Here is a 20,640-nt window from a genome sequence, read left to right as displayed (position 1 = left end):
TGGGAAAGTCTCTCCATCCTGCTGCCGTCATCCCGGCCAAGCGAAGCGCGAGCCGGGACCGGGGAGCCATACACCCATATGGTGATTTCGCATTTCAGTTCATAAGCCCCGGTTCTCCGCTTCGCTGCGTCCAGGATGACGGCCGGAGTCTTTTCCTTTTCTACCTCGTAAACCTGACCGGCAGGCTCTGCAGCCCCCGCTGATTGGTGCGGTCCGTCCACCAGACCGGATCGCCGGTGAGTTCGATCCTCGAAAAACGCTCCAGCAGAACTGAAAGCGCGACCTCGACCTCGAGGCGGGCCAGGGCGGCCCCAATGCAGACGTGCGGGCCACCGCCGAAAATGTACTGGGCATTGGGCCTGCGAGCGATGTCGAAGCTCTCCGCTTCACTGAAACGCTCCGGATCGCGATTGATCGCGCAGATCAGCCCGAGCGCCAGCGAGCCCTTGGGGATCGACGTGCCGCAACAGTCGAAATCCTCGATGGCCACGCGCAGGATGAAGTTGATCGCGGGCTCGTAGCGCAGGATCTCCTCGATCGCCGTACGCATGAGCGCCGGCTCCGAACGCAGCTTTTGCATCGCGTCCGGATGGTTGACCAAGGTCAGGAGACCATTACCGAGAACGTTGACCGTCGTCTCGTTGCCGGACACGAGGCCCTTCAGATTGTTCAGGGTCTCATCCTCGTCCATGATGCCGTTGTCCAGGGCCTCGATCGCCAGCCCGATCAGCCGGTTATCAGGATTGCCCCGGCAGGCTTCCAGATGGCCGCGCAGGAAATCCTTGTAGGCGCGCAAGGCCTCAAGCGCTTCCCGCTTCTGCTCCTGGGACATCATGATATCGCCGATCTTGACCAGGGCCGCGTTCCACTCGGCAAGCTTCGGATCCATGTCCGGCGATATCTGGAAGAGATTGCGCACGACCCGAAGCGGCAGGTGGTTGGCGAAGGCCGTCATGAATTCGACCGGCGTGCCATCAGGAAGGTCTTCCGCCAGTTTGCGGGCTTCAGCCTCGATCATCGGACGCAGCGGCGGAATGTCGGCCGGGCGGAACGCCTTTTCATAGACGTCGCGCATGCGGCGATGGTCCGGCTGGTCGGAATTCACCATCTGGCGCTGGAACTCGCTGAAAAGCTCATAGCTTAATGGATCGCGCTGCTTGCTTTCCGGCCGACTCCAGCCGTTGGTCCAAAGGCGTGTGTCCCGGCCCATCTGCGGCGCCCGGACCATGGAACTGAACGCCTCATGTCCGAGGACGAAATAGATGTCCGACGCGGGATCGTAATGAACCTGCCCCTTTTCCCGGATACGCTTCAGATGCGGGTGCGGGTCGGTCAGATAGTCCGGATCGGTGAGAAGGGTCCACCAGTCGAGTTCGGGGGAGGCAATCTCGTTCATCGCGCGTTTCCTAACTTGACCGGCAAGGTATGAAGGCCGTGCTGATCGCTCCTGTGCGTCCACCAGACCGGATCTCCGGCAAGATCTATCCGCTCGAACCGGTCCATGAGCGTTTCGAAGAGGGCCATAGCCGTCATCCGGACGAGCGCCTTGCCGATGCAGATATGGGCTCCCGCCCCGAACACGATATGCGGATTGGCCTTTCTGGCAATTTCGAAGCGGTCCGGTTGCTCGAAGGTTCGCGGGTCTCTGCCGGTTGCCGCCACCAGACCGATTGCCAGCGATCCCGCGGGAATCAGAACCTCGCCACAGCGATAGTCCTCTATCGCCACTCGTAGAATGAAACTCCCGCCCGGCTCGTAACGGAGCATTTCCTCAATGGCCGGACGCAGCAGCTCCCTGTGTTGCCTGAGCTTTTCGAACTGATCCGGATGGCGCAATAGCGCGAGCAAACCGTTGCCGACGAGTGTGGCGATGGCGATCCCGCCGGATATCAGCGTCACAAGATTGTTGAGACCTTCGTCTTCGTCCATGACACCGTCGGCGAGAGCCGTCATTGTCAGTCCGACAAAACCGTCTCCCGGATCGTCGATCCCAGTGGCGATCCGCTCTCGCAGGTAGCACCTGAATTCGGTGAGCGCCGTCAGGGCATCCCGCTTCTGGTCCGCCGACATCATGATGTTGCCGACGAGGCTCAGCGCGGCCACCCATCGCGTCAGGTCCTCGTCCAGCTCCACCGGAATCTGGAACGCCTTGCGCGACACATTGCGGGCAAGCGGGTTCGCCACCGCCTCCATGAAGTCAAGGGGCGTGTCACCCGGTACGGCCTCAGCAAGCGCCCGGCATTCCTCCTCGATCATGGGCCGAAAAACCTGAAGATCGGTTTGCCGGAACGCCTTTTCGTAGACATCCCGCATGCGGCGGTGATCCGGCGGATTCGCGTTGGTCATCTGCGGCTGGAACGTGGAAAAGAGCTCGTAGCTCAGGGGATCGTTCCGGCTGTTTTCAGGACTGCTCCAGCCGTTGGACCAAAGCCGCGTGTCCCGTCCCATTTCAGGCGCGGTCGCCATCCGGCGAAACTCGGGATGTCCCAGGACAAAATAGACGCCGGATACCGGGTCTTTTTGAATGGGGGCGATCTCCCGGATACGGTTCAATTCCGCATAGGGACTGGCCAGAAACTTCGGATCGGTGAACATGGTCCACCAATCGATCTTTGAAGAGGATGCGGAAGAATGGAGCACAGGTTCGCTGTCCTTCCGTTTTGATTCTGGCATCTGAACGAGCCGGGCTTCCGGGTTTTCGTCAGGCCGGTGTCAGCTTTAACGGCAACGTCGACAGTCCCCGCTGATCGCTGCGGTCCGTCCACCATTCGGCTTCGCCAGCCAGTTCGATGCCGCTGAACCGATCCATGAGCGCGTTGAAGGCGACTTCCGTGGTCATGCGGGCCAGCGCCTTGCCGATACAGATATGCGGGCCGCCTCCGAAGGCGGAATGGTGGTTGGGCTTGCGGGTGATGTCAAAGGTATCGGGATCGTCGAAGCGCGCCGGGTCCCGGTTGATCGCGCCGACAAGACCGATGGCCAGGGAGCCCGCCGGGATCGTGACATCGCCGCACTGGAAATCCTCGACACCGGCGCGCGGGATGATGGCGCTGCCGGATTCAAAACGCAGCATTTCCTCGATCGCGCGCGGCATCAGGCTGCGGTCCGCCCGCAGCTTTTCGAACTGGTCCGGATGCTTCAGGAGCGTCAGCAGCCCGTTGCCTAAAAGGGTCAGCGACGTCTTGCTGCCGGCGATCAGCATGACCACGTTGTTGAGGGTTTCCTCCTCGTCCATGGTGCCGTCCTGGGCCGCCGCCAGCGCCATGCCGATAAAGCCGTCGCCCGGGTTCGCCCTGAGGCGTTCCAGATGTTCCTTGACGAACTGCTTGAATTCCAGGTTCGACTGCTTGGCGTTGCGCTTCTGCTCGGGTGTCATGACGATGTTGCCGAGCCAGCTCAGATCCGTGATCCACTTGCCGATGGGCGCTTCCATCTCCTCGGGAATGTCGAAGAGTTTCAGCGAGATCCGGTTGGGAAGCGGATTGCCGAAGGCGTCCATGTAGTTGAACGGAGTTCCTACCGGCAGGGTTTCCACCAGCTTGCGGCACTCGTCCTCGATCATCGGTAGGTAGCGCATCATGTCGCGCGGACGGAACGCCTTGTCGAATACCCCGCGCATTCGACGGTGGTCCGGCGGATTGGCGTTGATCATCTGCGGCTGGAAGTCGACGAACAGTTCGTAGGTCTCGGGATCGTTCGCCTTGTTTTCTTCGCTGCTCCAGCCATTGGCCCAGTAGGTCGTGTCCCGGCCCATGGACGCGGTCTTGGCCATGAGCCCGAATTCCTTGTGTCCAAGGACGAAATAGATGCCGGATCCCGGATCGAAATGCACCGGAGCGAGTTCCCTGATCCGCTTTAGCTCCGGATAGGGATTCTTGAGGAATTCCGGATCCATGAGCGTCGTCCACCAATCGATATCGAAGGTGGGCGGCACGGCTGCCGCCTCTCGCGGCGGAGCAACGGTTTCAGTGGACGGGGCGTTTTCCATCTGGGCGTCAGACATTTCTGCTCTCCCGGAGCCGGCTCGACAACAAGCGACTTCAACTTCAAATTGCCAACACGCCCGTGACTTCACCCAGGCGCCTGGATATCGATATTGCCCACCGGACCAGAACCGCGCAAGACCGTGCCACCATGTCGATCCGCCGATCCCCGATTGTTTTTCCGGCCCGATCCTCAGGCGACAAGGACGGCGACGCAGGCCATCGCGACCCGGGCCGGGTTATCAGGGACGGTGCGCGTAGATATGGAAGACGGGCGCGCCGCCCTGGGCCATCGGATGGTCTTCGGTCACCGTTTCGAAGCCGCGCTCCTCAAGCTCCGCACGGATCATTTCAAGCTCCTCCCTGCCCCGGTGCACCTCGACAAGCAGTTGGCGGATCTTCGGCCAGAGGGCGTCGCCGATGCCGTCGAGGACCGGACGCTCCTGCCCTTCGGTATCGATCTTCAGAAGGTCGATCGCGTCGATCCCGTAACGGGCGACCACATTGTCGAGGCTGTCGACATCCACGGTCACGGTTTCGCTTTGAAACAGCCGGTCGACGAAGGCGTCGTCATCGAGCCGGTCGTGGGCGCCCGTGCTGTCGATGATGGCACGAATATCCTCGCTGGCGCCCTCGCCAAACAGCAGGTTGCGCAGCCCGTCAGCCAGCTGCTGCCCCACGGCGGAATCGCCGGTGGAGAGCGCGGAAAGGGCCGGATAGTGGTCGAATTCCGCCTGCCCCGCCCCGGCACCCAGCGCCAGGCGGCAGGCCTCGACGGCCCCGCCCATTGCTTTGGTGTTGTTTTCAAGGGCCTCATAGGCGGCGGGCATCGGCTCGAACGCATAGATGCGCGCCTCGGGGCAAAGATCGCGCAGCCGGAGGCAGAAAAGGCCGATATTGGCGCCGACATCCAGGTAGGTGCCGTCCGGAGGAAGGTCCAAGCCGCGTTCCGTCAGGTCGTCGGAGACGATCTCGTGCCAGCCGAAACCGACTTCATAGGCATTCACGCAATGAATCTCGCGCCCGTCCGGAAGCGTTGTCGTCGCCACGCTCATGACCTAATTCTCCCTGTCTTTAAACCGGCCTTCTACGGATAACCGATTCCGCGCCGGAGTTTTCAAAAAATCCAGCGCAAGGCGAGACAGCCGTCCTGGTCGACGGCTTGTGCCCAAGACAAAACGGGCGCCGAAGCGCCCGCCAGATTGTTGACAAACCCTCGGATCGTCATTCCGGACAAGTGCAGCAAAGCTGCGCGCAGATCCGGAACCCAGACATATTCCGCGCCGAAGGCGCTCAATACTCTAATTTTAACAGACAGATATGAGACTGGTGCTCGCTGCCGCTCGCGCTGATTGCTGGATTCCGGCTCACGCGATGCCGCTTCGCGGCACGCTGACCGGAATGACAGCATGAGGTTTGTCAGCAGGCTCACCGGCGCCGAAGCGCGCGCTTCCTGGAAAGCTCGTCTGTTCCGGTCAGCCGTGGGCGATCATCACGTGGCGGACCGCCGTGTAGTCCTCCAGCGCATAGTGGGACATGTCCTTGCCGTAGCCGGACTGCTTCAGGCCGCCGTGGGGCATTTCGTTGACCAGCATGAAATGCGTGTTCACCCAAGTGCAGCCGTATCGCAGGCGCGCGGAGGCCTGCATGGCCCGGGAGACGTCCTTCGTCCAAACGGAAGATGCCAGGCCGTAGTCGCTGTCATTTGCCCAGGAAACCGCTTCGTCCACGTCCGAGAAGCGGGTGACCGACACCACGGGACCAAAAACTTCCCTGCGTACGATCTCGTCGGATTGCAGGGCGCCGGCGATGACCGTCGGCTGATAATAGAAGCCGTTGCCGCCATGCACCTTGCCGCCGGCGGTCGCCTCCATGTGCGGCTGTTCCAGGGCCCGTTCCACGAAGCTTGAAACACGGTCGCGCTGACGCGTGGAAATGAGCGGGCCGATTTCGTTTTCCGTGTCGTCCTCAAGACCGTATTTGATCGTCGAGACGGCGGAAGAGAGATCGGCCACCAGTTTGTCGTAGATTTTCGCCCCCGCATAGATGCGGCAGGCCGCCGTACAATCCTGGCCCGCATTGTAGTAGCCGAAGGCCTTCAGCCCCTCGACCACCGCATCGACATCCGCGTCGTCGAAGACGATGACCGGGGCCTTGCCGCCCAGCTCAAGATGGGTGCGTTTGACCGTCTTGGAGGCTGCCTGCAGGATTTTCTTGCCGGTGGCCACGTCCCCGGTGATGGAGATCATGTTGACCTTCGGATGACTGATCAGGGCGTTGCCGACGCTCTCGCCTCTGCCCAGGATCACGTTGACGACACCCTCCGGCAGTTCCTCGGCGAGGATCTTTGCCAGCTTCAGCGCGGTCAGGGGCGTCTGCTCGGACGGTTTGAAGATGACCGTGTTGCCCCCGCCGATCGCAGGAGCCAGTTTCCAGGCCATCATCATCAGCGGATAGTTCCAGGGGGCGATGGACGCGACGATACCGATGGGATCGCGGCGGATCATGGACGTGTGGCCTTCCATGTATTCGCCCGCCGCCGAGGCCGGAACGCAGCGCACGGCGCCGGCGAAGAAGCGGTAACAGTCGACAATCGCCGGGATTTCGTCGTTCCGGGCCGCATTGATCGGCTTGCCGCAGTTCAGCGCTTCCAGGGCCGCGAACCCGTCGGCTTCCGCCTCGATCCGGTCGGCGATCTTCAAAAGGTAGCCGGCCCGCTCCGCCGGTGTGGTCCGCGACCAGGTCTCGAACGCCTTTTCGGCTGCCGCAACGGCCCGCTCCACCTGATCGAACGAGGCTTCCGGGATCGAAATGACGGTTTCCCCGGTGCGCGGATTGAAGATGGCTTCTTCCGTTTCCGTTCCCGCCTCGAAGGCGCCGCCGATCAGCATTTGCGTGTCCATGATTACCCTCCGTTGTCGGTGTTATTTTCCATGACCGGCGGTCTTGTCGCCGTCACGGGTGAGATAGTAGGCGCCGAGGATCGGCAGGAACGTCACCAGGACCACAACCACGGCAACCACATTGGTCACCGGGCGCTGCCGGGGCCGGACCAGTTCTTCCAGCATCCAGATCGGCAGGGTCGCCTCCTGGCCGGCGGTGAAGGTGGTGACGATGACTTCGTCGAAGGACAGCGCGAAGGCGAGCATTCCGCCGGCCAGCAACGCCGTTCCAATATTGGGCAGGATGACGTGGCGAAGGGTCTGGAACCCGTTGGCTCCAAGATCCATGGAGGCTTCGATCAGCGAGCTCGAGGTCCGCCGGAAACGCGCCACCGCGTTGTTGTAGACGACCACCACGCAGAAGGTGGCATGGCCCAGAATGATGGTCCACATGGAATAGGGGATATCCGCCAGGTGAAAGGCGGAGCGCAGGGCGATGCCGGTGATGATGCCCGGCAGGGCAATCGGCAGGATCACCATAAGCGACACCACCTCTCGGCCGAAAAAGCGGGACTTTGCAACGGCCGCCGCACACAGGCTCCCCAGCAGGATGGCAATCAGCGTCGAAACCGCCGCCACTTGCAGAGACAGATACAGCGCTTCCCAGACGTCGGGCCGGTTCCAGGTCACAGCGAACCACTTCAGTGTCAGTCCGGGCGGCGGCCATCGGTAGCTCTTTTCCTCCGTGGTGAAGGCATAGACAAAGATGAGCAAAATCGGCAGGTGCAGAAAGGCGAGCCCGCCGGCTGCCGCGATCTTGAGTCCCATAGGCGCTTTTGAGCTGCGATCAGAGGGCATCGAAGGCTCCCAGACGCTTGGCGCCCCACAGGTAAAAGCCCATGATCACGATGGGCACGACCGTGAAGGCGGCGGCGAGCGGAATGTTGCCGGCCGTGCCCTGATGGGCATAGACCGCCTGGCCAATGAACAGCCGGGAGGAGCCGACAATCTGCGGAATGATGTAGTCGCCGAGTGTCAGCGAGAAGGTGAAGATCGATCCGGCGACGACGCCGGGCAGCGCCAGGGGCAAAAGCACGTGGCGCAGCGTCTGGACCGGCTCCGCCCCCTGGTCGGCGGAGGCCTCCAGCAGGCTGACGGGGACCCGTTCCATGGCCGCCTGCATCGGCAGGATCATGAAAGGCAGCCAGACGTAGAGAAAAACCAGGAACGTGCCGATATAGCTGACGGAGAGCGAGTTGCCGCCGATCACGGGGATCGAAAGGATCGCTTCGAGCAGCGGCATCAGACCGATTTTCGACAGCCCCCAGGTGAGGATGCCTTCCTTGGCCAGGATAAGCTTCCAGGCATAGACCTTGACCAGATAGCTGGACCAGAGCGGCAGCATGATGCCGAGATAGAACAGGGCCTTCCAGCGGCCGCGCGCATAGCGGGCCGCATAATAGGCGACCGGGAAACCCACGACGACGGCTGCCAGGGTCACGCTGGCCGCCATGGCGACCGTGCGCAGGATAATATCCAGATTGACCGGCTGTAGGAGCTCGCCATACGTCTTGAGCGTGAACCTGTATTGAATCAGGCCGGTAAACTCGTCGATGGAAAAGAAACTCTGGATCAGGAGCGCGAACAGCGACCCGAGATAGACCACCCCGAGCCAAAGGACGGGCGGGCCCAGAAGCACCGCGAGAAGCACCGACGGGCGGCGCCACAACAGGTCCGAGAACCGGGCCAGAAATCCCGGTTTCGGCGCGAGAATGGCCGGGTTCTCCATAACGCTCAAGCTCATGAGCCGCGTTCCATGAGGTGAAGCGCCTCGCGGTCCCAACCAATGGAGACGGTCTCACCGGTTTCCGGAACAGCGACTCCGGCGGGAACAAGGGCGGAAAGCTGCATCTGCCGGAAATTCAACGACACTCTGGTGACGGCCCCGATGTAACTCGCCCCGGCGACGGTCGCGGCATGTTTTTCCTCCGCACCGATGCGGATCGCTTCCGGCCTCAGGCTGGCGGCCGCATGGTGCCCGGTCAGTTCCAGCACCATGTCGGCCGGCAGAACGTTGGAAGACCCAACGAAATCCGCAACGAAAGGCGTATCCGGCCGCTGGTAGATGTCCTGCGGCGTTCCCACCTGCTGGATCTTTCCGTGGTCGAAAACCGCGACACGGTCGGCCATGGAGAGCGCCTCGCCCTGGTCGTGGGTCACGAAGATGAAGGTGATGCCGAGGCTTTTCTGCAGGCTCTTCAGCTCTTCCTGCATCTGTTCGCGCAGCTTCAGGTCAAGCGCGCCGAGCGGCTCGTCGAGAAGCAGTACCTTGGGCTCGTTGACCAGGGCCCGCGCCAGCGCCACGCGCTGGCGCTGACCGCCGGACAGCGCTGCGGGCGCCCTGTCGCCATAGCCTGGAAGACGCACCAGCTCCAACGCCTCTTCCGCCTTCGCGTAACGCGCTTTCCTGCCCATGCCGGCGATCATCAGGCCGTAGGCGACGTTGTCACGGACGCTCATGTGCGGAAAAAGCGCATAGTCCTGAAAAACCGTATTCACGTTGCGCCGGTAGGGCGGCACGCCTTCGGCGGTCTCGCCGAAGATCTCGATATGCCCGGACGTCGGCTGTTCGAAGCCCGCGATCAGGCGCAGGCTGGTCGTCTTGCCGGAACCGGACGGGCCAAGCATGGCGAAGAATTCACCAGCCCTGACCTCCAGATCGACGGCATGGACGGCGCGCACCTCGCCGTAATGGCGGGATACGTTCTTGAAAAGGACGGCAGATTGCATGATCGTTCCTGTCTGCACCTGCCGGCGACGGGCCGGCAGGTGCACAACCGTTTTCCAGTTGAAAGTCCGGCCCGGCTCAGCGGCCGCCGATCACGCCGATATAGTCGGAGACCCAGCGGTAGTAAGGCACGCAGGCCTCCTGGCTCTCGCATTTGGAAACCGGCGTCGTCCAGAACTTGATCTTCTCGAAATCGTCCATGCCGTTGACGGTGCAGCCTTCGGCGGTCTGCATGCCGCGGCCGTCGGTGCAGGCGGCCGGCACGGAGGGATTGGCTCCGAACCAAACGGAAAGGTCGCTCTGCAGGTTGGAGGACAGCGTGTGCTCCATCCACATATAGGCGCAGTTGGGATGCTCGGCCTCGGCATGCATCATGGTGGTGTCGGCCCAGCCGGTCGCGCCTTCTTTCGGAATGACCGAGGCGATCGGCAGATTGTCCGCCTTCAGAAGGTTGACCTGGAACGGCCAGGACCCGGAGGCGACCATGCCTTCGTTCTTGAAATCGTCGATCTGGATGAAGGCATCGTGCCAGTAACGGGAGACCAGGTCTCTTTGCTGGCGCAACAGGTCGAGCGCCGCGTCATACTGGTCCTGGTTGAGCTCATAGGGGCTCTTGATACCCAGTTCCGGTTTGTGGAACATCAGGTAGTTGGCGGCGTCCGCGATGTGGATCGGGCCGTCATAAGCCTGGACGCGTCCCTTGTTGGACTTGCCGTCCGACAGGGTCGTTTCCTCGAAGACCACGTTCCAGCTGTCTGGCGCTTCGGAGAACGCCTCCGTGCTGTACATCAGGACGTTCGGGCCCCACATGTAGGGCACGCCGTAATGAACGTTGTCAACGGTGTGCCAGGGGGCATCCTTCAGACGATCGTCCACGGTCGACCAGCTCGGAACGAGGTCGACATTGACCGGCTGGACCCGCTTGCCGGCGATCAGGCGCAGCGAGGCATCGCCGGAGGCGGTCACGAGGTCGAAACCACCTTCGTTCATGAGCGCGACCATTTCGTCCGAAGTGTTGGCCGTCTTGACGCTCACCTTGCAGCTCGTCTTTTCTTCAAAGGCCGTGACCCAGTCGAATTGCTTGTCGGTTTCGCCACGTTCGATGTAGCCCGGCCAGGCAACAATGACGACCTCGCCTTCGCCCTCACCCAGTTCGGTGAGCATTTCGGCATGGGCAGCGGAAACCTGCCCCGCCAGCAGCGAGACAAGCGAACAACAACTCAGAAATCTTTTCATGAGCAGACCTTCCCCTCAGAATAGAATGCGGTTTTTGGAGGTGATTTTTCCAGCTTTTTTCTTGTGCGGGAAAGCTTGCGCCGTTCCTGCTGCATTCGCAAATTCAAAATAAAGAAACGTTCTATCGGTTTTTCCGATATCAAATTTCATCGCACTGCCACTCCCGGAGAAGCGTCGCGGAGAAGGAAATCCCGGCCTGAAAACCGCCGCCCTACCGGTTGCGCAGCATGCGCTGCGCCTTTGCGAGTTCGATGAAATTGGCCGTTGTCGGCTTGGGGACGGACCCCCGGCGCCAGACAATCCCGACCTGAACGACGGGCAGAGTGCCGCCGATATCCCTGGATTCGATCCGGTCCCCTTCCAGGGACCAGGGGCGGTAGACAAGGTCGGGAAGAATGGCAACGCCGGCGCCGGTGGCAACCAGGGAACGCACCGCTTCCACGGAGCGCGTCCGGAAGGCGACAGGCGGCCTCGACCCCAGAACACCGAGAAGCTTGCCCGTCGCCTCCTCGATCTCGTCCACGGTCAGCATGATCAAGGGTTCGCCCTTGAGGTCGGCGAGCGCGACGCTGTCGGGCGTTTCCAGCCGGTGACCGATCGGCAACCAGAGCCGATACGGGGAGACTTCAAGGATTTCCGACTGTAAGGCCATCGTGTCGCGAAGATTGGACACCACCATCACCGCGACATCGAGTTCACCCCCGATCAGAAGGTGTTCCAGATACTCGCCGCTGTCCTCGATGGCCGAGACCTCCACACCCGGATAGGCGCGCCGGTATCTGGCCAGGATATCGGACAGAACATAGCCCGCGACCAGCGAGGTCACGCCGAGATGAAGCCGGCCCGGAGCCGCATCGGGTGGCTCCGCGAAGGCGCGCCGTGCGTTGGAAACACTTGCCAGGATCGAAGTGGCGTGCCGCAGGAACTGATGTCCCTTGTGGGTGATCGTCAGCCCGCGCGAATGACGCTCGAACAAGGGGACACCGAGGTCGCTCTCAAGTTCCTTGATGGCCTCTGTGACCGAGGACTGGGAAATATTGAAGGATTGGGCAGCCTTCGAAATCGAACTCCGCTCCGCCGCTGCGACGAAATACTGGAGTTGCCTGATCGTGAAGGACATTTGTAGCCGGCCGGAGAGGATTGAGAGTCCGGCCAACCTCAATTCCAAGCGGCTGGAATGTCAACCTCAAATGAAGGTGGTGGGCCCGGCGTGTTTCCACGGCGCCGGAGAAGCCTGGCCAGGCCACGTCTTTCGGCCGGCCGTTATTTGAGGACCGAATAGACCTCCGTCAAAAGCTCTTCTTCCGGGACCCGGGTGGGGTCGTTCAGGTAGACTTCCCAGGTCGGCGCCGAAATCTCGCGCCCGATTTCCACAATGTGGGCCATCATGAGACCGTAGTCGTCGCGCAACGTGCTGTAGGGACCCTTGTGGACGAAATGCAGCACTTCGCCGGCCGGAGTGACATCGGCTTCGACGCCCGCCCTCGCCTTTGCCATATCCTCGCGGCTGACCGTAAAGCCCGCGCGGAAGGTGATTTGGGCGGGATCATAGGTGTCATAGACCGACAGCGCGCCGCCGGCAGGCGCAATCCCCTCCGCCTGCATGAAGTCCCAAACCTGCTGCAGGGCCTTCCCCATTGCAGACGCGATTTCTCCCGGCGCCGTGGAACTGGTTGCGGCGACAAAAAGATAAGGCGTTTCGGAAACATCGATCAGTTTGAAATCGGGCATGGCGCGTCGGTCCGGTGCTGGTGAAGGGCAAGAAAAAAGCGGTGCGGTTAGGGGCCTGCCCCGGTCAAAAGACCTGTGGTTTTGGAAAAAGCGTATCACACATGAATGCAAGCGCGTGTGAACGGCCCCTGGCGGTCGCAGCCTATCCGTTCCGCGCGGTACTCCGGCGCGGCATGACCTCGTAGCCGAGGTCGACGATCGGCCGGTCAGGTTCGACGCCGGCAAGCGCTTCCGTCAGCATACGCAGAGCCTCTCGGCCCATATCGAGACGGAACGTACGAACGCTGGAAATCGGCGGATTGGCGACCGCCATCATCTCCAGGTCGTTAAAGCCGCAAATTCCGATGTCCTCCGGGACACGCAGGCCGCGCCGCTGACATTCGAACAAGGCCCCGAGGGCCAGGTCGTCATTGTTGCAAAGGACCGCGTCCGTGTCCGGCGCCTTGGAGAGCAAGTCCGCAACCAATTCGCAGCCGAGCGTCACTGTTGAAGGCCTTGGGGTGGTGACGATCCGGCCGGGCTCGAACACGCCCGCCTTTTCCGCCGCCTTCCGGAAACCGGCAAGGCGCCGCTGGCTGCGCGGGTCGAGCCGGGCCGCGATGTAACCTGGCTTCCGGTAGCCGGCCGACACCAGATGGCGGGTGGCCGCCGCCGAGCCTTCGACATGAGAAAAACCGATCATCAAGTCATATGGATCCGGCCCGCATTCCATGATCTGGACAATGCGGCAATCCGCGGACCTCAATAGTCTTGATGTCTCGTTCGACTGATCGAGCCCGGAAAGAATGAGACCCGCGGGACGCTGGCTCAGGAACGTGCGGACGAGGTTTTCCTCTTCCAGCGGCGAATAGCGGGAATTGCCTAGCTGGATCTGCCAGATCGACCCCTCCGCCACCTCATAGATACCGCGCATCACGTCCGAAAACACGTTGTTGGTGACCGACGGCACGATCACTCCGATGACATTGGTCTTGCCGGTCGCCAGCGCACTCGCCGCCGGATCCGGCACATAACCGAGCCTGTCGACCACCGCGCGGATCTTTGCCCGAGTTTTTTCCGAGACCTTGTCAGGATCGCGCAAAGCGCGTGAGACGGTCATAGCGCTAACACCCGCCTCCCGGGCAACATCGGCAATTGTTACTCTCAAATTATCCTTCCAGGACAAAAGGTTAAACAATTTCAATCTCGGACGAAAATGATAGGCCAGAAAAAATGATTTGACAAAATGTTAGCGCTACCATTTTTTATGGTTCAACAAGATGAAAGAAATGGGGACGGAAATGCAGGGTGAGCCGACATCGGCCGCAAGCGATGCCGCAATCGTCGTGATGGGAGTGTGCGGTGCCGGCAAAAGCCTGCTGGCCGACCGGCTTTCACAACGGCTCGGCATCGGCATGGTCGAAGCGGACGACTTTCACAGCCCCGAAAACAAACGCAAGATGGCCGCTGGCGAAGCGCTTTCCGACGCCGACCGCATGCCCTGGCTGGACGCGGTCACTCTGGCTGCCAAATTGATGATCTATTGCGAAGGCGGCGCGGTGATCGCCTGTTCCAGCCTGAAGCGCACTTATCGCGACAGGCTGCGCGCCGCCTTGCCCTCTTGCCGTTTCATCCACCTGACCGGTCCGCGCGCGTTAATCGCCGAGCGGCTCGCGGGACGGCAGGGACATTTTGTCGGAGAACCGCTGCTGGACAGCCAACTGGCGACACTGGAACCGCTTGAAGCCGGAGAAGCCGGCATAACCCTTGAGATTTCAAGGCCGATCGACCGGCTGGTCGACAGCGCCCTGGAAGAACTGGGGCGCATTGCGCCGCCCCAAGCAACCATCGCCTCGTGACGGGAGGCGATTTCCATATCCGGGAGGAACCCATGCTGAAACACCTGACCAGAACCGCCCTCGCCGCCGCAGCGGCGGGCGCGCTCGCGACCACCGCAATGGCAGCGGACTTCTCGTTCCGCTTCCAGTCTTCCGACCCAGCCGGAAACCCGAATTTCGAACTGCAGCAGGGCTGGGCCGAAAAGGTCAAGGAAAAGACCGGCGGCCGAGTCGAAATCGAGCTGCTGCCGGTGGAATCGATTGTTGCACACAATGAAACCCAGGATGCGATTTCCGCCGGAATTCTCGACGGCCATGTCACGGATACATCCTATTTCGCCGGCAAGGATCCGGCCTTCGGCCTGATCGCCAACCCGGTTGGCGCCTGGTCGTCACCGGACGAAATGTTCGCCTTCATGGCCAAAGGCGGTGGCAAGGAACTGATGAACGAGCTGGTCGAGCCCTACGGGCTGCATTTCATCGGCGCCACGACGCCGGGCCTCGAGGCGTTCGTTTCCAAGGTGCCGCTCAACGGCGTGGACGACCTGAAAGGCCTGAAGATGCGCGCCCCGGAAGGTCTTGTGCAGCAGGTCTTCGCCGCGGCTGGCGCCGCTCCGGTCAACCTACCCGGGTCCGAAGTCTTTACCAGTCTGGACAAGGGTGTCATCGACGCCGCCGACTACACCGTGTTTTCGACCAATCATGCGCAGGGAATGCATGGCGTCGCGCCCTACCCGGTCTATCCGGGTTTCCATTCCATGCCGCTGGTTGAAATCTCGATAAACAAGGACAAGTGGGACGCCCTTCCGGCCGAACTGCAATCCGCACTTGAGGAAAGCGTCGTGGAATTCGCCAAGTCCCAGGTCGCCGCCCTGGCGGAGCGTGACCTCCAGGCCGTCGAGGAAGCCAAGGCGGGCGGCAAGGTGACCGTTATCGACTGGCCTCAGGAGGAGCGCGCCAAGTTCCGCACCATCGCGACCGGAGAATGGGCCAAGGTTGCCGAGCGCTCCGAAAACGCCCAGAAGGTTTACGATGTCCTGACCGGCTACCTCAAAGAAAACGGCATGATGCAGTAAGCCCCTGCACCGGTCACAGTCGGACGGGCGCCTTCGGGCGCCCGTTTTCAAAGTTAAGGGAGGAAAACGTGGCGGAACCGAAGGAAGCGCCCAAGCAGGACCAGGACGCCGGTGCCATAGCGGAAGCCGGGCGGCTTGGCAGGTGGATCGACAAGACCGGCCTGCTCTTTGCCGGCGGCATAGTCGTTTCGATGCTGATTCTGCTGAACGAGGTGCTGCTGCGTTATCTTTTCAACGCTCCGACAATCTGGGCGCACGAAACGACCATATTCCTGTGCGGCGCCGCCTTCCTCTACGGCGGGCTCTACTGCACGGCGCGGGACCGGCATATCCGTGTGGTCCTGATATACGACGCCCTGCCGGCAAGGCTCCGGCGCGGGCTCGATATCGTCATCTCACTGATCTGCGCACTGGCCAGCGGCATTTTCGCCTGGGCCGCCTGGCTCATGGTGCAGAAGGCCGCCTTCCGCCCGGACGGCAGCTTCCGGCTTGAACGTTCCGGCAGTGCCTGGGACCCGGTCTATCCCGGCCTGATCAAGGTCTTCCTGCTGGCCGTGATGGCCGTGATGGCGGTCCAGTTTCTCCTTCTCGCCTTCAATTACGCCAGGGGGCGCAAGTGATCGAGTTCTTCGGTTCCTTCCAGTCGCTCGGCATCGAGTTCGGCACGCTGCTCATGTTCGCGATGCTTCTGGGCCTCCTGGTCTCCGGCATCCCGCTGGCCTTTGTCACCCTGCTGGTCGCTCTCATTTTCGCGCTCGGCTGGTTCGGTCCCATGGTCGTTCCTCTGATCACGAGCCGGGTCTATTCCTTTGTTTCGTCTTTCGTCTTCGTTTCGGTGCCGATGTTCGTGCTGATGGCGGCGATCCTGGACCGCTCCGGAATTGCCCGGGACCTGTTCGACGCCATGAAGCTGGTCGGCGGCCGCCTGCGCGGCGGGGTCGCCATCCAGACGATTGTGGTGGCGGTGATCCTGGCGGCCATGAGCGGCATCATCGGGGGGGAAGTCGTCCTGCTCGGACTGGTCGCCCTTCCACAGATGCTGCGGCTCGGTTACGACAAGCATCTGGCTATCGGCGTTGTCTGCGCCGGGGGAGCGCTCGGCACCATGGTGCCGCCATCGATCGTCCTGATCATCTACGGCCTGACGGCGAATGTCTCGGTCGGCGACCTGTTCACCGCGGCCTTCGTTCCAGGGCTGATGCTGGCCGGTTTCTACGTCGCGTATGTGCTGATCCGGGCCTATCTCAACCCGGAGGCCGCACCGGTTCCGGACGGCGAGAGTGTGCCTCTTCCGGAAAAACTCCGCCTGCTCAAGGGCCTGGTCCTGCCTCTTGCCGTGGTAGCCGGCGTGCTCGGTTCGATTTACGGCGGTATCGCCAGTGTGACCGAAGCCTCCGCGGTTGGCGTGGCGGGTGTGCTTCTGTCGACGGTCGTGCGTGGCGAGTTCTCGCTCGACCTTCTGAAAGGCGCGGCCCTTCAGACGCTTCAGACCGTCGGCATGATCGTCTGGATCGGCATCGGCGCCAGCGCCCTGGTTGGCGTCTTCAACCTGATGGGCGGCATCAAGTTCGTTTCCGCGCTGATTTCCGGCATTTCGAACGACCCGACCATCGTCCTCCTGTTCATGATGCTGATCCTGTTCGTGCTCGGGATGTTCCTCGACTGGGTCGGCATCGCCTTGCTGACCATGCCGATCTTCGTTCCGATCATCAAGGATCTCGGATATGATCCGGTCTGGTTCGGGGTATTGTTTTGCATGAACATGCAGGTGTCGTTCCTGTCGCCGCCCTTCGGCCCGGCCGCCTTCTACCTCAAGAGCGTCGCGCCACCGGACATTTCCCTGGCAACGATCTTCCGCTCCCTGCTGCCGTTCATCGCTTTGCAGGTGCTGGCGGTTGCGATCCTGATCGTCGCCCCGTGGATTACCGGTCGATAGGAAACACGCCTCTCTAGGTTACGGACCTTATTCTCCCGGAACCTGCGCTTCCCCGTTCCCGAGAGACTCCGCTTCTTCCATCTCCCGGTGGAGACGCTGTTCCTCCTGAACGGCGGGGGTGATGAAGCGGCCGAGAAGCAGGTAGGCGACCGGGGTGAGGAACAGGGTGGAGACGGTTGCAAGGCCGAGACCGCCGACGATGACGAAGCCGAGCGCGATGCGCGCCTCGGCGCCGGCGCCCGAAGCCATGATCAGCGGCACGCCGCCGACAATGGTACAGATCATTGTCATCATCACCGGGCGCAGGCGGATCGTGGCGGCGTTTTCGATCGCCTCGCGCACGCCCTGCCCCCGGTCGCGGAGCTGGTTGGCGAATTCCACGATCAGGATCCCGTTCTTGGCCATGATGCCGACCAGAAGCACCAGTCCGATCTGGGAATAGACGTTCAGCGTCGTGCCGGTCAGGAGCATGGCGAAGACGGCGCAGGCGAGCCCGAGAGGCACGGTTGCCATGATGATGATCGCACTGATGAAGCTTTCGAACTGGGCGGCCAGCACCAGCAGGATAATGACGATGGCGAAGCCGAAGACGGCGGCCATGCTTTCCGACTGTTCGCCGAGGGTCGCCGTTTCGGCGAGCGGTATGATGCGCGCGCCCGGCGGCAGCAGCGGTTCTGCGATCTTCAGCACTTCCTCGTAGGCGTTGCCGAGTGCGAAGTCGGGCGCGAGCGCCGAGGTAATGGCAACGGAACGCAGTTGCTGTTCGCGGGTCAGCGCGGGGGGAACAGCGATTTCCTCAAGTGTTGCAATGGTCGAAACAGGCACGAACCGGCCGTCGCCGGTCTTCATGAAGATGTTCTCCATGTCCGTCGGGTCGTTGATCGGGTTCGTCGTGGAAACGAATTTCACGTCGTAGGCCTGGTCCTCGATGAACACCTGGCCGATCTTGCGCCCGTCCAGCATGGCCTGGACGGCGTTGCCGAGACCGGCGATGTCGATACCGAGATCGGACGCCCGTTCGCGGTCGACGGTCACCTTCAACTGCGGCTGGGTGGCCTGATTGGACAGGCGCGCCTGGCGGAAACGGAGATCCTTTTCCATTTCCGCGATGATCTTTTCGGCCGTCTCCCCCAGGAGCGCGTAACTGACGCTGCCGGAAACGGCGAATTGAAGGCCCGATCCCGCGCCCCGGATGCCGAGGCTGTTGGGCTGGAAGGCAAAGGTGCGCACGCCCGGCACGTCGCGCACGAGCCCGGAGATTTCCGAAACGATGTCCTGCTGGGAGCGGGCCCGTTGGTCCCAGGGCGCCAGACGCATCACCATGAACCCCTTGTTCTTGGTACCGCCCCGGCCGGCGACGGAAAAGGTGCTGACCATTTCGCCGCTGTCCAGGTAAGGCTGGAGCAATTGCTCGATCTTGCGCATTTCCTGGGACAGGTAATCCAGGCTGACGCCTTCGGGGGCCGAGATGCTCATGAAGGCGATGGATCTGTCTTCCGAAGGTGTCAGTTCCGACTTGATTGTCCCGAACAAGATGCCCGCCGTTCCGGCAAAGACGACAGATACTGCCAGCACCACGATTGGCGCATTCAGGCAGGCGGTCAGGCACTTGCTGTAAAACCCGCCCAAAAGACGGCCGAGCGAACCGACCGGGCCACTGTGGCCGCCGGATTTTTCACTCGCCTTTGCATCGGAACCGCCTTTCAGGAGCCGTGAGGCCAGCATCGGACACAACGACAGGGCAACGATTGACGACAGGAAGACGGCGATGGCAAGCACGAAGCCGAATTCTCGGAACAGGCCGCCGGTCTGCCCGGGCAGGAAGGACAGGGGCACGAAGACGGCGATCAGCGTGGCGGTGGTCGCCAGAACCGCGAAGAACACCTCCTCGGTTCCAAGCACGGCGGCCGCGCGCGGGCCGATGCCCTCGTTGCGCCGCCGGACGATGTTTTCAAGAACGACGATGGCGTCGTCCACGACGAGACCGGTCGCCAGAACCAGGGCGAGCAGGGTCAGGATATTGATCGAGAACCCAGCGAGGTAGATCGCCGCCAGGGTCCCGATCAGGGCGACGGGCAGGGAAACGCCCGGAATAAGCGTCGCGCGCCAGTCCCACAGGAAGATGTAGATGATCAGGAGAACGACGCTGACGGAAATGATCAGGGCGATTTCGACTTCGTGAATGGCCCCGTTGATGAAGGTCGCATCGTCGCTGGTGACCTCCAGCGTCGTGCCTTCGGGCAGGTTCTCCTGAAGCCTGTCGACGGCTTCGCGCACACCCTGGGAAATCTCCAGCGTATTCGACTGGGCCGAGCGGATGATGCCCATGCCGATGCCCGACTTACCGTTGGCGCGGAGCTGGGTCTGGCCGAGATCGGGACCGAGCGTCACGGTTACGAAGTCCCTCAACCGGGCGCGCCGGTTGATGATGATGTTCTCGAAGGCTTCCGGCGTGTTGATGGTCGCGGATGCCCGTACCGTCAGATCCTGGTTCTGGCTGGTCAGGGAACCGGCCGGCGTGTCGAACGCCATCGATGACAGCGCATTGGCGACATCGGCGAGCGTCAGGTTGAGGCTCGCCATCTTGGCCTGGTCGATGTCGATCCGGAAGATCTTGTCCCGGTCGCCATAGACCTGAACGTCCGCGACGCCCGGGACGGCGGCGAGCGTGTCCTCGATTTCCTCCTGTACGAGAACGGTCATATCCTCGACCGACAGGCGATCGGACGTCACACCGAGACGCAAGACCGGCTGGGCGTTTGAGTCCGCTTTCACGATTCGGGACGCATCCGCGTCTTCCGGCATGTCGTTGGCGATGCGGCCGAGCGCGTCGCGCATATCGGAAGCGGCGACGTCCAGATCGACATCGTCGGCAAATTCCACTGTAACGCGGCTGCGGCCGAAGGAGGACGTGGAAGAGATCGACTTCACTCCGGAGACCCGCGCAACCGCGCCCTCGATGATCCCGGTCACTTCCCTGTCGATGGTTTCCGCGGCAGCGGAATCGTAGTCGGTCCTGACCGAAATGACCGGCCGGTCGACATCGGGCAATTCCCGGATCTCTATGCCGAACATCGCAGCGAGCCCCGCCACCACAATCAGCATGTTGATCACGAAGGCAAAGACCGGCCGGCGGACAAACAGGCTGGTGAAACCAAAGTTCTTCAGGCTTTTCATGCTTGCCGCCTCCG

The 20,640-nt window shown here is 61.9% G+C and carries 18 protein-coding genes; 4 read left to right on the top strand and 14 right to left on the bottom strand.

Features of this window, described 5'->3' with window-relative positions; translation table 11 throughout:
- Positions 1-160 precede the first annotated feature (160 nt).
- The 13 genes from JF539_RS04530 to JF539_RS04475 form a co-directional block, all read right to left on the bottom strand.
- Positions 161-1,396, bottom strand: a complete 1,236-nt coding sequence (locus JF539_RS04530) for a cytochrome P450 (protein ID WP_207139144.1) — start codon at positions 1,394-1,396, stop codon at positions 161-163.
- Positions 1,393-2,673 carry a cytochrome P450 gene (locus JF539_RS04525; RefSeq protein ID WP_207139143.1) on the bottom strand — a complete coding sequence of 427 codons (1,281 nt, stop codon included), beginning with the start codon at positions 2,671-2,673 and terminating at the stop codon, positions 1,393-1,395. Before JF539_RS04525 ends, JF539_RS04530 begins: the two co-directional genes overlap by 4 nt.
- 28 nt (positions 2,674-2,701) lie before the next feature.
- Positions 2,702-4,003, bottom strand: coding sequence for a cytochrome P450 (locus tag JF539_RS04520; RefSeq protein ID WP_207139142.1), 1,302 nt, complete (start codon positions 4,001-4,003; stop codon positions 2,702-2,704).
- Positions 4,004-4,225: 222 nt separating this feature from the next.
- Positions 4,226-5,038 carry an FkbM family methyltransferase gene (locus JF539_RS04515; protein WP_207139141.1) on the bottom strand — a complete coding sequence of 271 codons (813 nt, stop codon included), beginning with the start codon at positions 5,036-5,038 and terminating at the stop codon, positions 4,226-4,228.
- A gap of 420 nt (positions 5,039-5,458) precedes the next feature.
- Complete coding sequence (locus JF539_RS04510; RefSeq protein WP_207139140.1) at positions 5,459-6,886, bottom strand: gamma-aminobutyraldehyde dehydrogenase; 1,428 nt, start codon at positions 6,884-6,886, stop codon at positions 5,459-5,461.
- 21 nt (positions 6,887-6,907) lie between these two features.
- A complete protein-coding gene (locus JF539_RS04505) occupies positions 6,908-7,723 on the bottom strand; it encodes an ABC transporter permease (protein WP_207139139.1) in 816 nt (271 codons plus the stop codon).
- The gene (locus tag JF539_RS04500; protein ID WP_207140841.1) at positions 7,713-8,654 is read right to left on the bottom strand and encodes an ABC transporter permease; all 942 of its coding nucleotides are present in this window, start codon (positions 8,652-8,654) and stop codon (positions 7,713-7,715) included. Before JF539_RS04500 ends, JF539_RS04505 begins: the two co-directional genes overlap by 11 nt.
- 11 nt (positions 8,655-8,665) lie before the next feature.
- Complete coding sequence (locus JF539_RS04495; RefSeq protein WP_207139138.1) at positions 8,666-9,655, bottom strand: ABC transporter ATP-binding protein; 990 nt, start codon at positions 9,653-9,655, stop codon at positions 8,666-8,668.
- 76 nt (positions 9,656-9,731) lie between these two features.
- Positions 9,732-10,889, bottom strand: coding sequence for an ABC transporter substrate-binding protein (locus JF539_RS04490; protein WP_207139137.1), 1,158 nt, complete (start codon positions 10,887-10,889; stop codon positions 9,732-9,734).
- A gap of 15 nt (positions 10,890-10,904) precedes the next feature.
- Positions 10,905-11,039 (bottom strand): hypothetical protein, encoded by a 135-nt coding sequence (locus tag JF539_RS27835; RefSeq protein ID WP_268957519.1) that lies wholly within the window; start codon positions 11,037-11,039, stop codon positions 10,905-10,907.
- A gap of 61 nt (positions 11,040-11,100) precedes the next feature.
- Positions 11,101-12,009: a LysR family transcriptional regulator gene (locus JF539_RS04485; RefSeq protein WP_207139136.1), complete on the bottom strand. Its 909-nt coding sequence runs from the start codon at positions 12,007-12,009 to the stop codon at positions 11,101-11,103.
- Positions 12,010-12,152: 143 nt separating this feature from the next.
- Entirely contained in the window at positions 12,153-12,620 is a 468-nt protein-coding gene (locus JF539_RS04480) for a GyrI-like domain-containing protein (RefSeq protein WP_207139135.1), read from the bottom strand.
- A gap of 142 nt (positions 12,621-12,762) precedes the next feature.
- Positions 12,763-13,767, bottom strand: coding sequence for a LacI family DNA-binding transcriptional regulator (locus JF539_RS04475; protein WP_419247660.1), 1,005 nt, complete (start codon positions 13,765-13,767; stop codon positions 12,763-12,765).
- A gap of 121 nt (positions 13,768-13,888) precedes the next feature.
- Here JF539_RS04475 and JF539_RS04470 point away from each other — a divergent pair, with 121 nt between their 5' ends.
- The 4 genes from JF539_RS04470 (at position 13,889) to JF539_RS04455 (ending at position 17,449) form a co-directional block, all read left to right on the top strand.
- On the top strand, positions 13,889-14,458 hold the full coding sequence (locus JF539_RS04470; protein WP_236042339.1) for a gluconokinase: 570 nt from the start codon (positions 13,889-13,891) through the stop codon (positions 14,456-14,458).
- A 32-nt stretch (positions 14,459-14,490) separates the two neighbouring features.
- Positions 14,491-15,513 carry a TRAP transporter substrate-binding protein gene (locus tag JF539_RS04465; protein ID WP_207139133.1) on the top strand — a complete coding sequence of 341 codons (1,023 nt, stop codon included), beginning with the start codon at positions 14,491-14,493 and terminating at the stop codon, positions 15,511-15,513.
- 68 nt (positions 15,514-15,581) lie between these two features.
- Positions 15,582-16,133, top strand: a complete 552-nt coding sequence (locus JF539_RS04460) for a TRAP transporter small permease subunit (RefSeq protein ID WP_209016998.1) — start codon at positions 15,582-15,584, stop codon at positions 16,131-16,133.
- 53 nt (positions 16,134-16,186) lie between these two features.
- On the top strand, positions 16,187-17,449 hold the full coding sequence (locus JF539_RS04455) for a TRAP transporter large permease (protein ID WP_207140839.1): 1,263 nt from the start codon (positions 16,187-16,189) through the stop codon (positions 17,447-17,449).
- A gap of 27 nt (positions 17,450-17,476) precedes the next feature.
- On the opposite strand, the gene JF539_RS04450 is transcribed toward JF539_RS04455, so the two are convergent.
- Positions 17,477-20,626: an efflux RND transporter permease subunit gene (locus JF539_RS04450; RefSeq protein ID WP_207139131.1), complete on the bottom strand. Its 3,150-nt coding sequence runs from the start codon at positions 20,624-20,626 to the stop codon at positions 17,477-17,479.
- Positions 20,627-20,640: the final 14 nt, after the last annotated feature.

This window comes from Roseibium aggregatum (assembly GCF_017309185.1).
Taxonomy (GTDB): domain Bacteria; phylum Pseudomonadota; class Alphaproteobacteria; order Rhizobiales; family Stappiaceae; genus Roseibium; species Roseibium aggregatum_B.
Note: the sequence above shows the minus strand (reverse complement) of the source record. Positions and strands in the feature narration are given on the sequence as shown.

What these genes read in the sequence shown, in the direction of transcription:
- JF539_RS04455 (WP_207140839.1), top strand. Translation starts at nt 16,187, where the DNA reads ATGTTCGCGATGCTTCTGGGCCTCCTGGTCTCCGGCATCCCGCTGGCC.
- JF539_RS04520 (WP_207139142.1), bottom strand. Translation starts at nt 4,003, where the DNA reads ATGTCTGACGCCCAGATGGAAAACGCCCCGTCCACTGAAACCGTTGCT.
- JF539_RS04505 (WP_207139139.1), bottom strand. Translation starts at nt 7,723, where the DNA reads ATGCCCTCTGATCGCAGCTCAAAAGCGCCTATGGGACTCAAGATCGCG.
- JF539_RS04500 (WP_207140841.1), bottom strand. Translation starts at nt 8,654, where the DNA reads ATGGAGAACCCGGCCATTCTCGCGCCGAAACCGGGATTTCTGGCCCGG.
- JF539_RS04480 (WP_207139135.1), bottom strand. Translation starts at nt 12,620, where the DNA reads ATGCCCGATTTCAAACTGATCGATGTTTCCGAAACGCCTTATCTTTTT.
- JF539_RS04470 (WP_236042339.1), top strand. Translation starts at nt 13,889, where the DNA reads ATGGGGACGGAAATGCAGGGTGAGCCGACATCGGCCGCAAGCGATGCC.
- JF539_RS04515 (WP_207139141.1), bottom strand. Translation starts at nt 5,038, where the DNA reads ATGAGCGTGGCGACGACAACGCTTCCGGACGGGCGCGAGATTCATTGC.
- JF539_RS04490 (WP_207139137.1), bottom strand. Translation starts at nt 10,889, where the DNA reads ATGAAAAGATTTCTGAGTTGTTGTTCGCTTGTCTCGCTGCTGGCGGGG.
- JF539_RS04525 (WP_207139143.1), bottom strand. Translation starts at nt 2,673, where the DNA reads ATGCCAGAATCAAAACGGAAGGACAGCGAACCTGTGCTCCATTCTTCC.
- JF539_RS04510 (WP_207139140.1), bottom strand. Translation starts at nt 6,886, where the DNA reads ATGGACACGCAAATGCTGATCGGCGGCGCCTTCGAGGCGGGAACGGAA.
- JF539_RS04450 (WP_207139131.1), bottom strand. Translation starts at nt 20,626, where the DNA reads ATGAAAAGCCTGAAGAACTTTGGTTTCACCAGCCTGTTTGTCCGCCGG.
- JF539_RS04495 (WP_207139138.1), bottom strand. Translation starts at nt 9,655, where the DNA reads ATGCAATCTGCCGTCCTTTTCAAGAACGTATCCCGCCATTACGGCGAG.
- JF539_RS27835 (WP_268957519.1), bottom strand. Translation starts at nt 11,039, where the DNA reads ATGAAATTTGATATCGGAAAAACCGATAGAACGTTTCTTTATTTTGAA.
- JF539_RS04530 (WP_207139144.1), bottom strand. Translation starts at nt 1,396, where the DNA reads ATGAACGAGATTGCCTCCCCCGAACTCGACTGGTGGACCCTTCTCACC.
- JF539_RS04465 (WP_207139133.1), top strand. Translation starts at nt 14,491, where the DNA reads ATGCTGAAACACCTGACCAGAACCGCCCTCGCCGCCGCAGCGGCGGGC.
- JF539_RS04485 (WP_207139136.1), bottom strand. Translation starts at nt 12,009, where the DNA reads ATGTCCTTCACGATCAGGCAACTCCAGTATTTCGTCGCAGCGGCGGAG.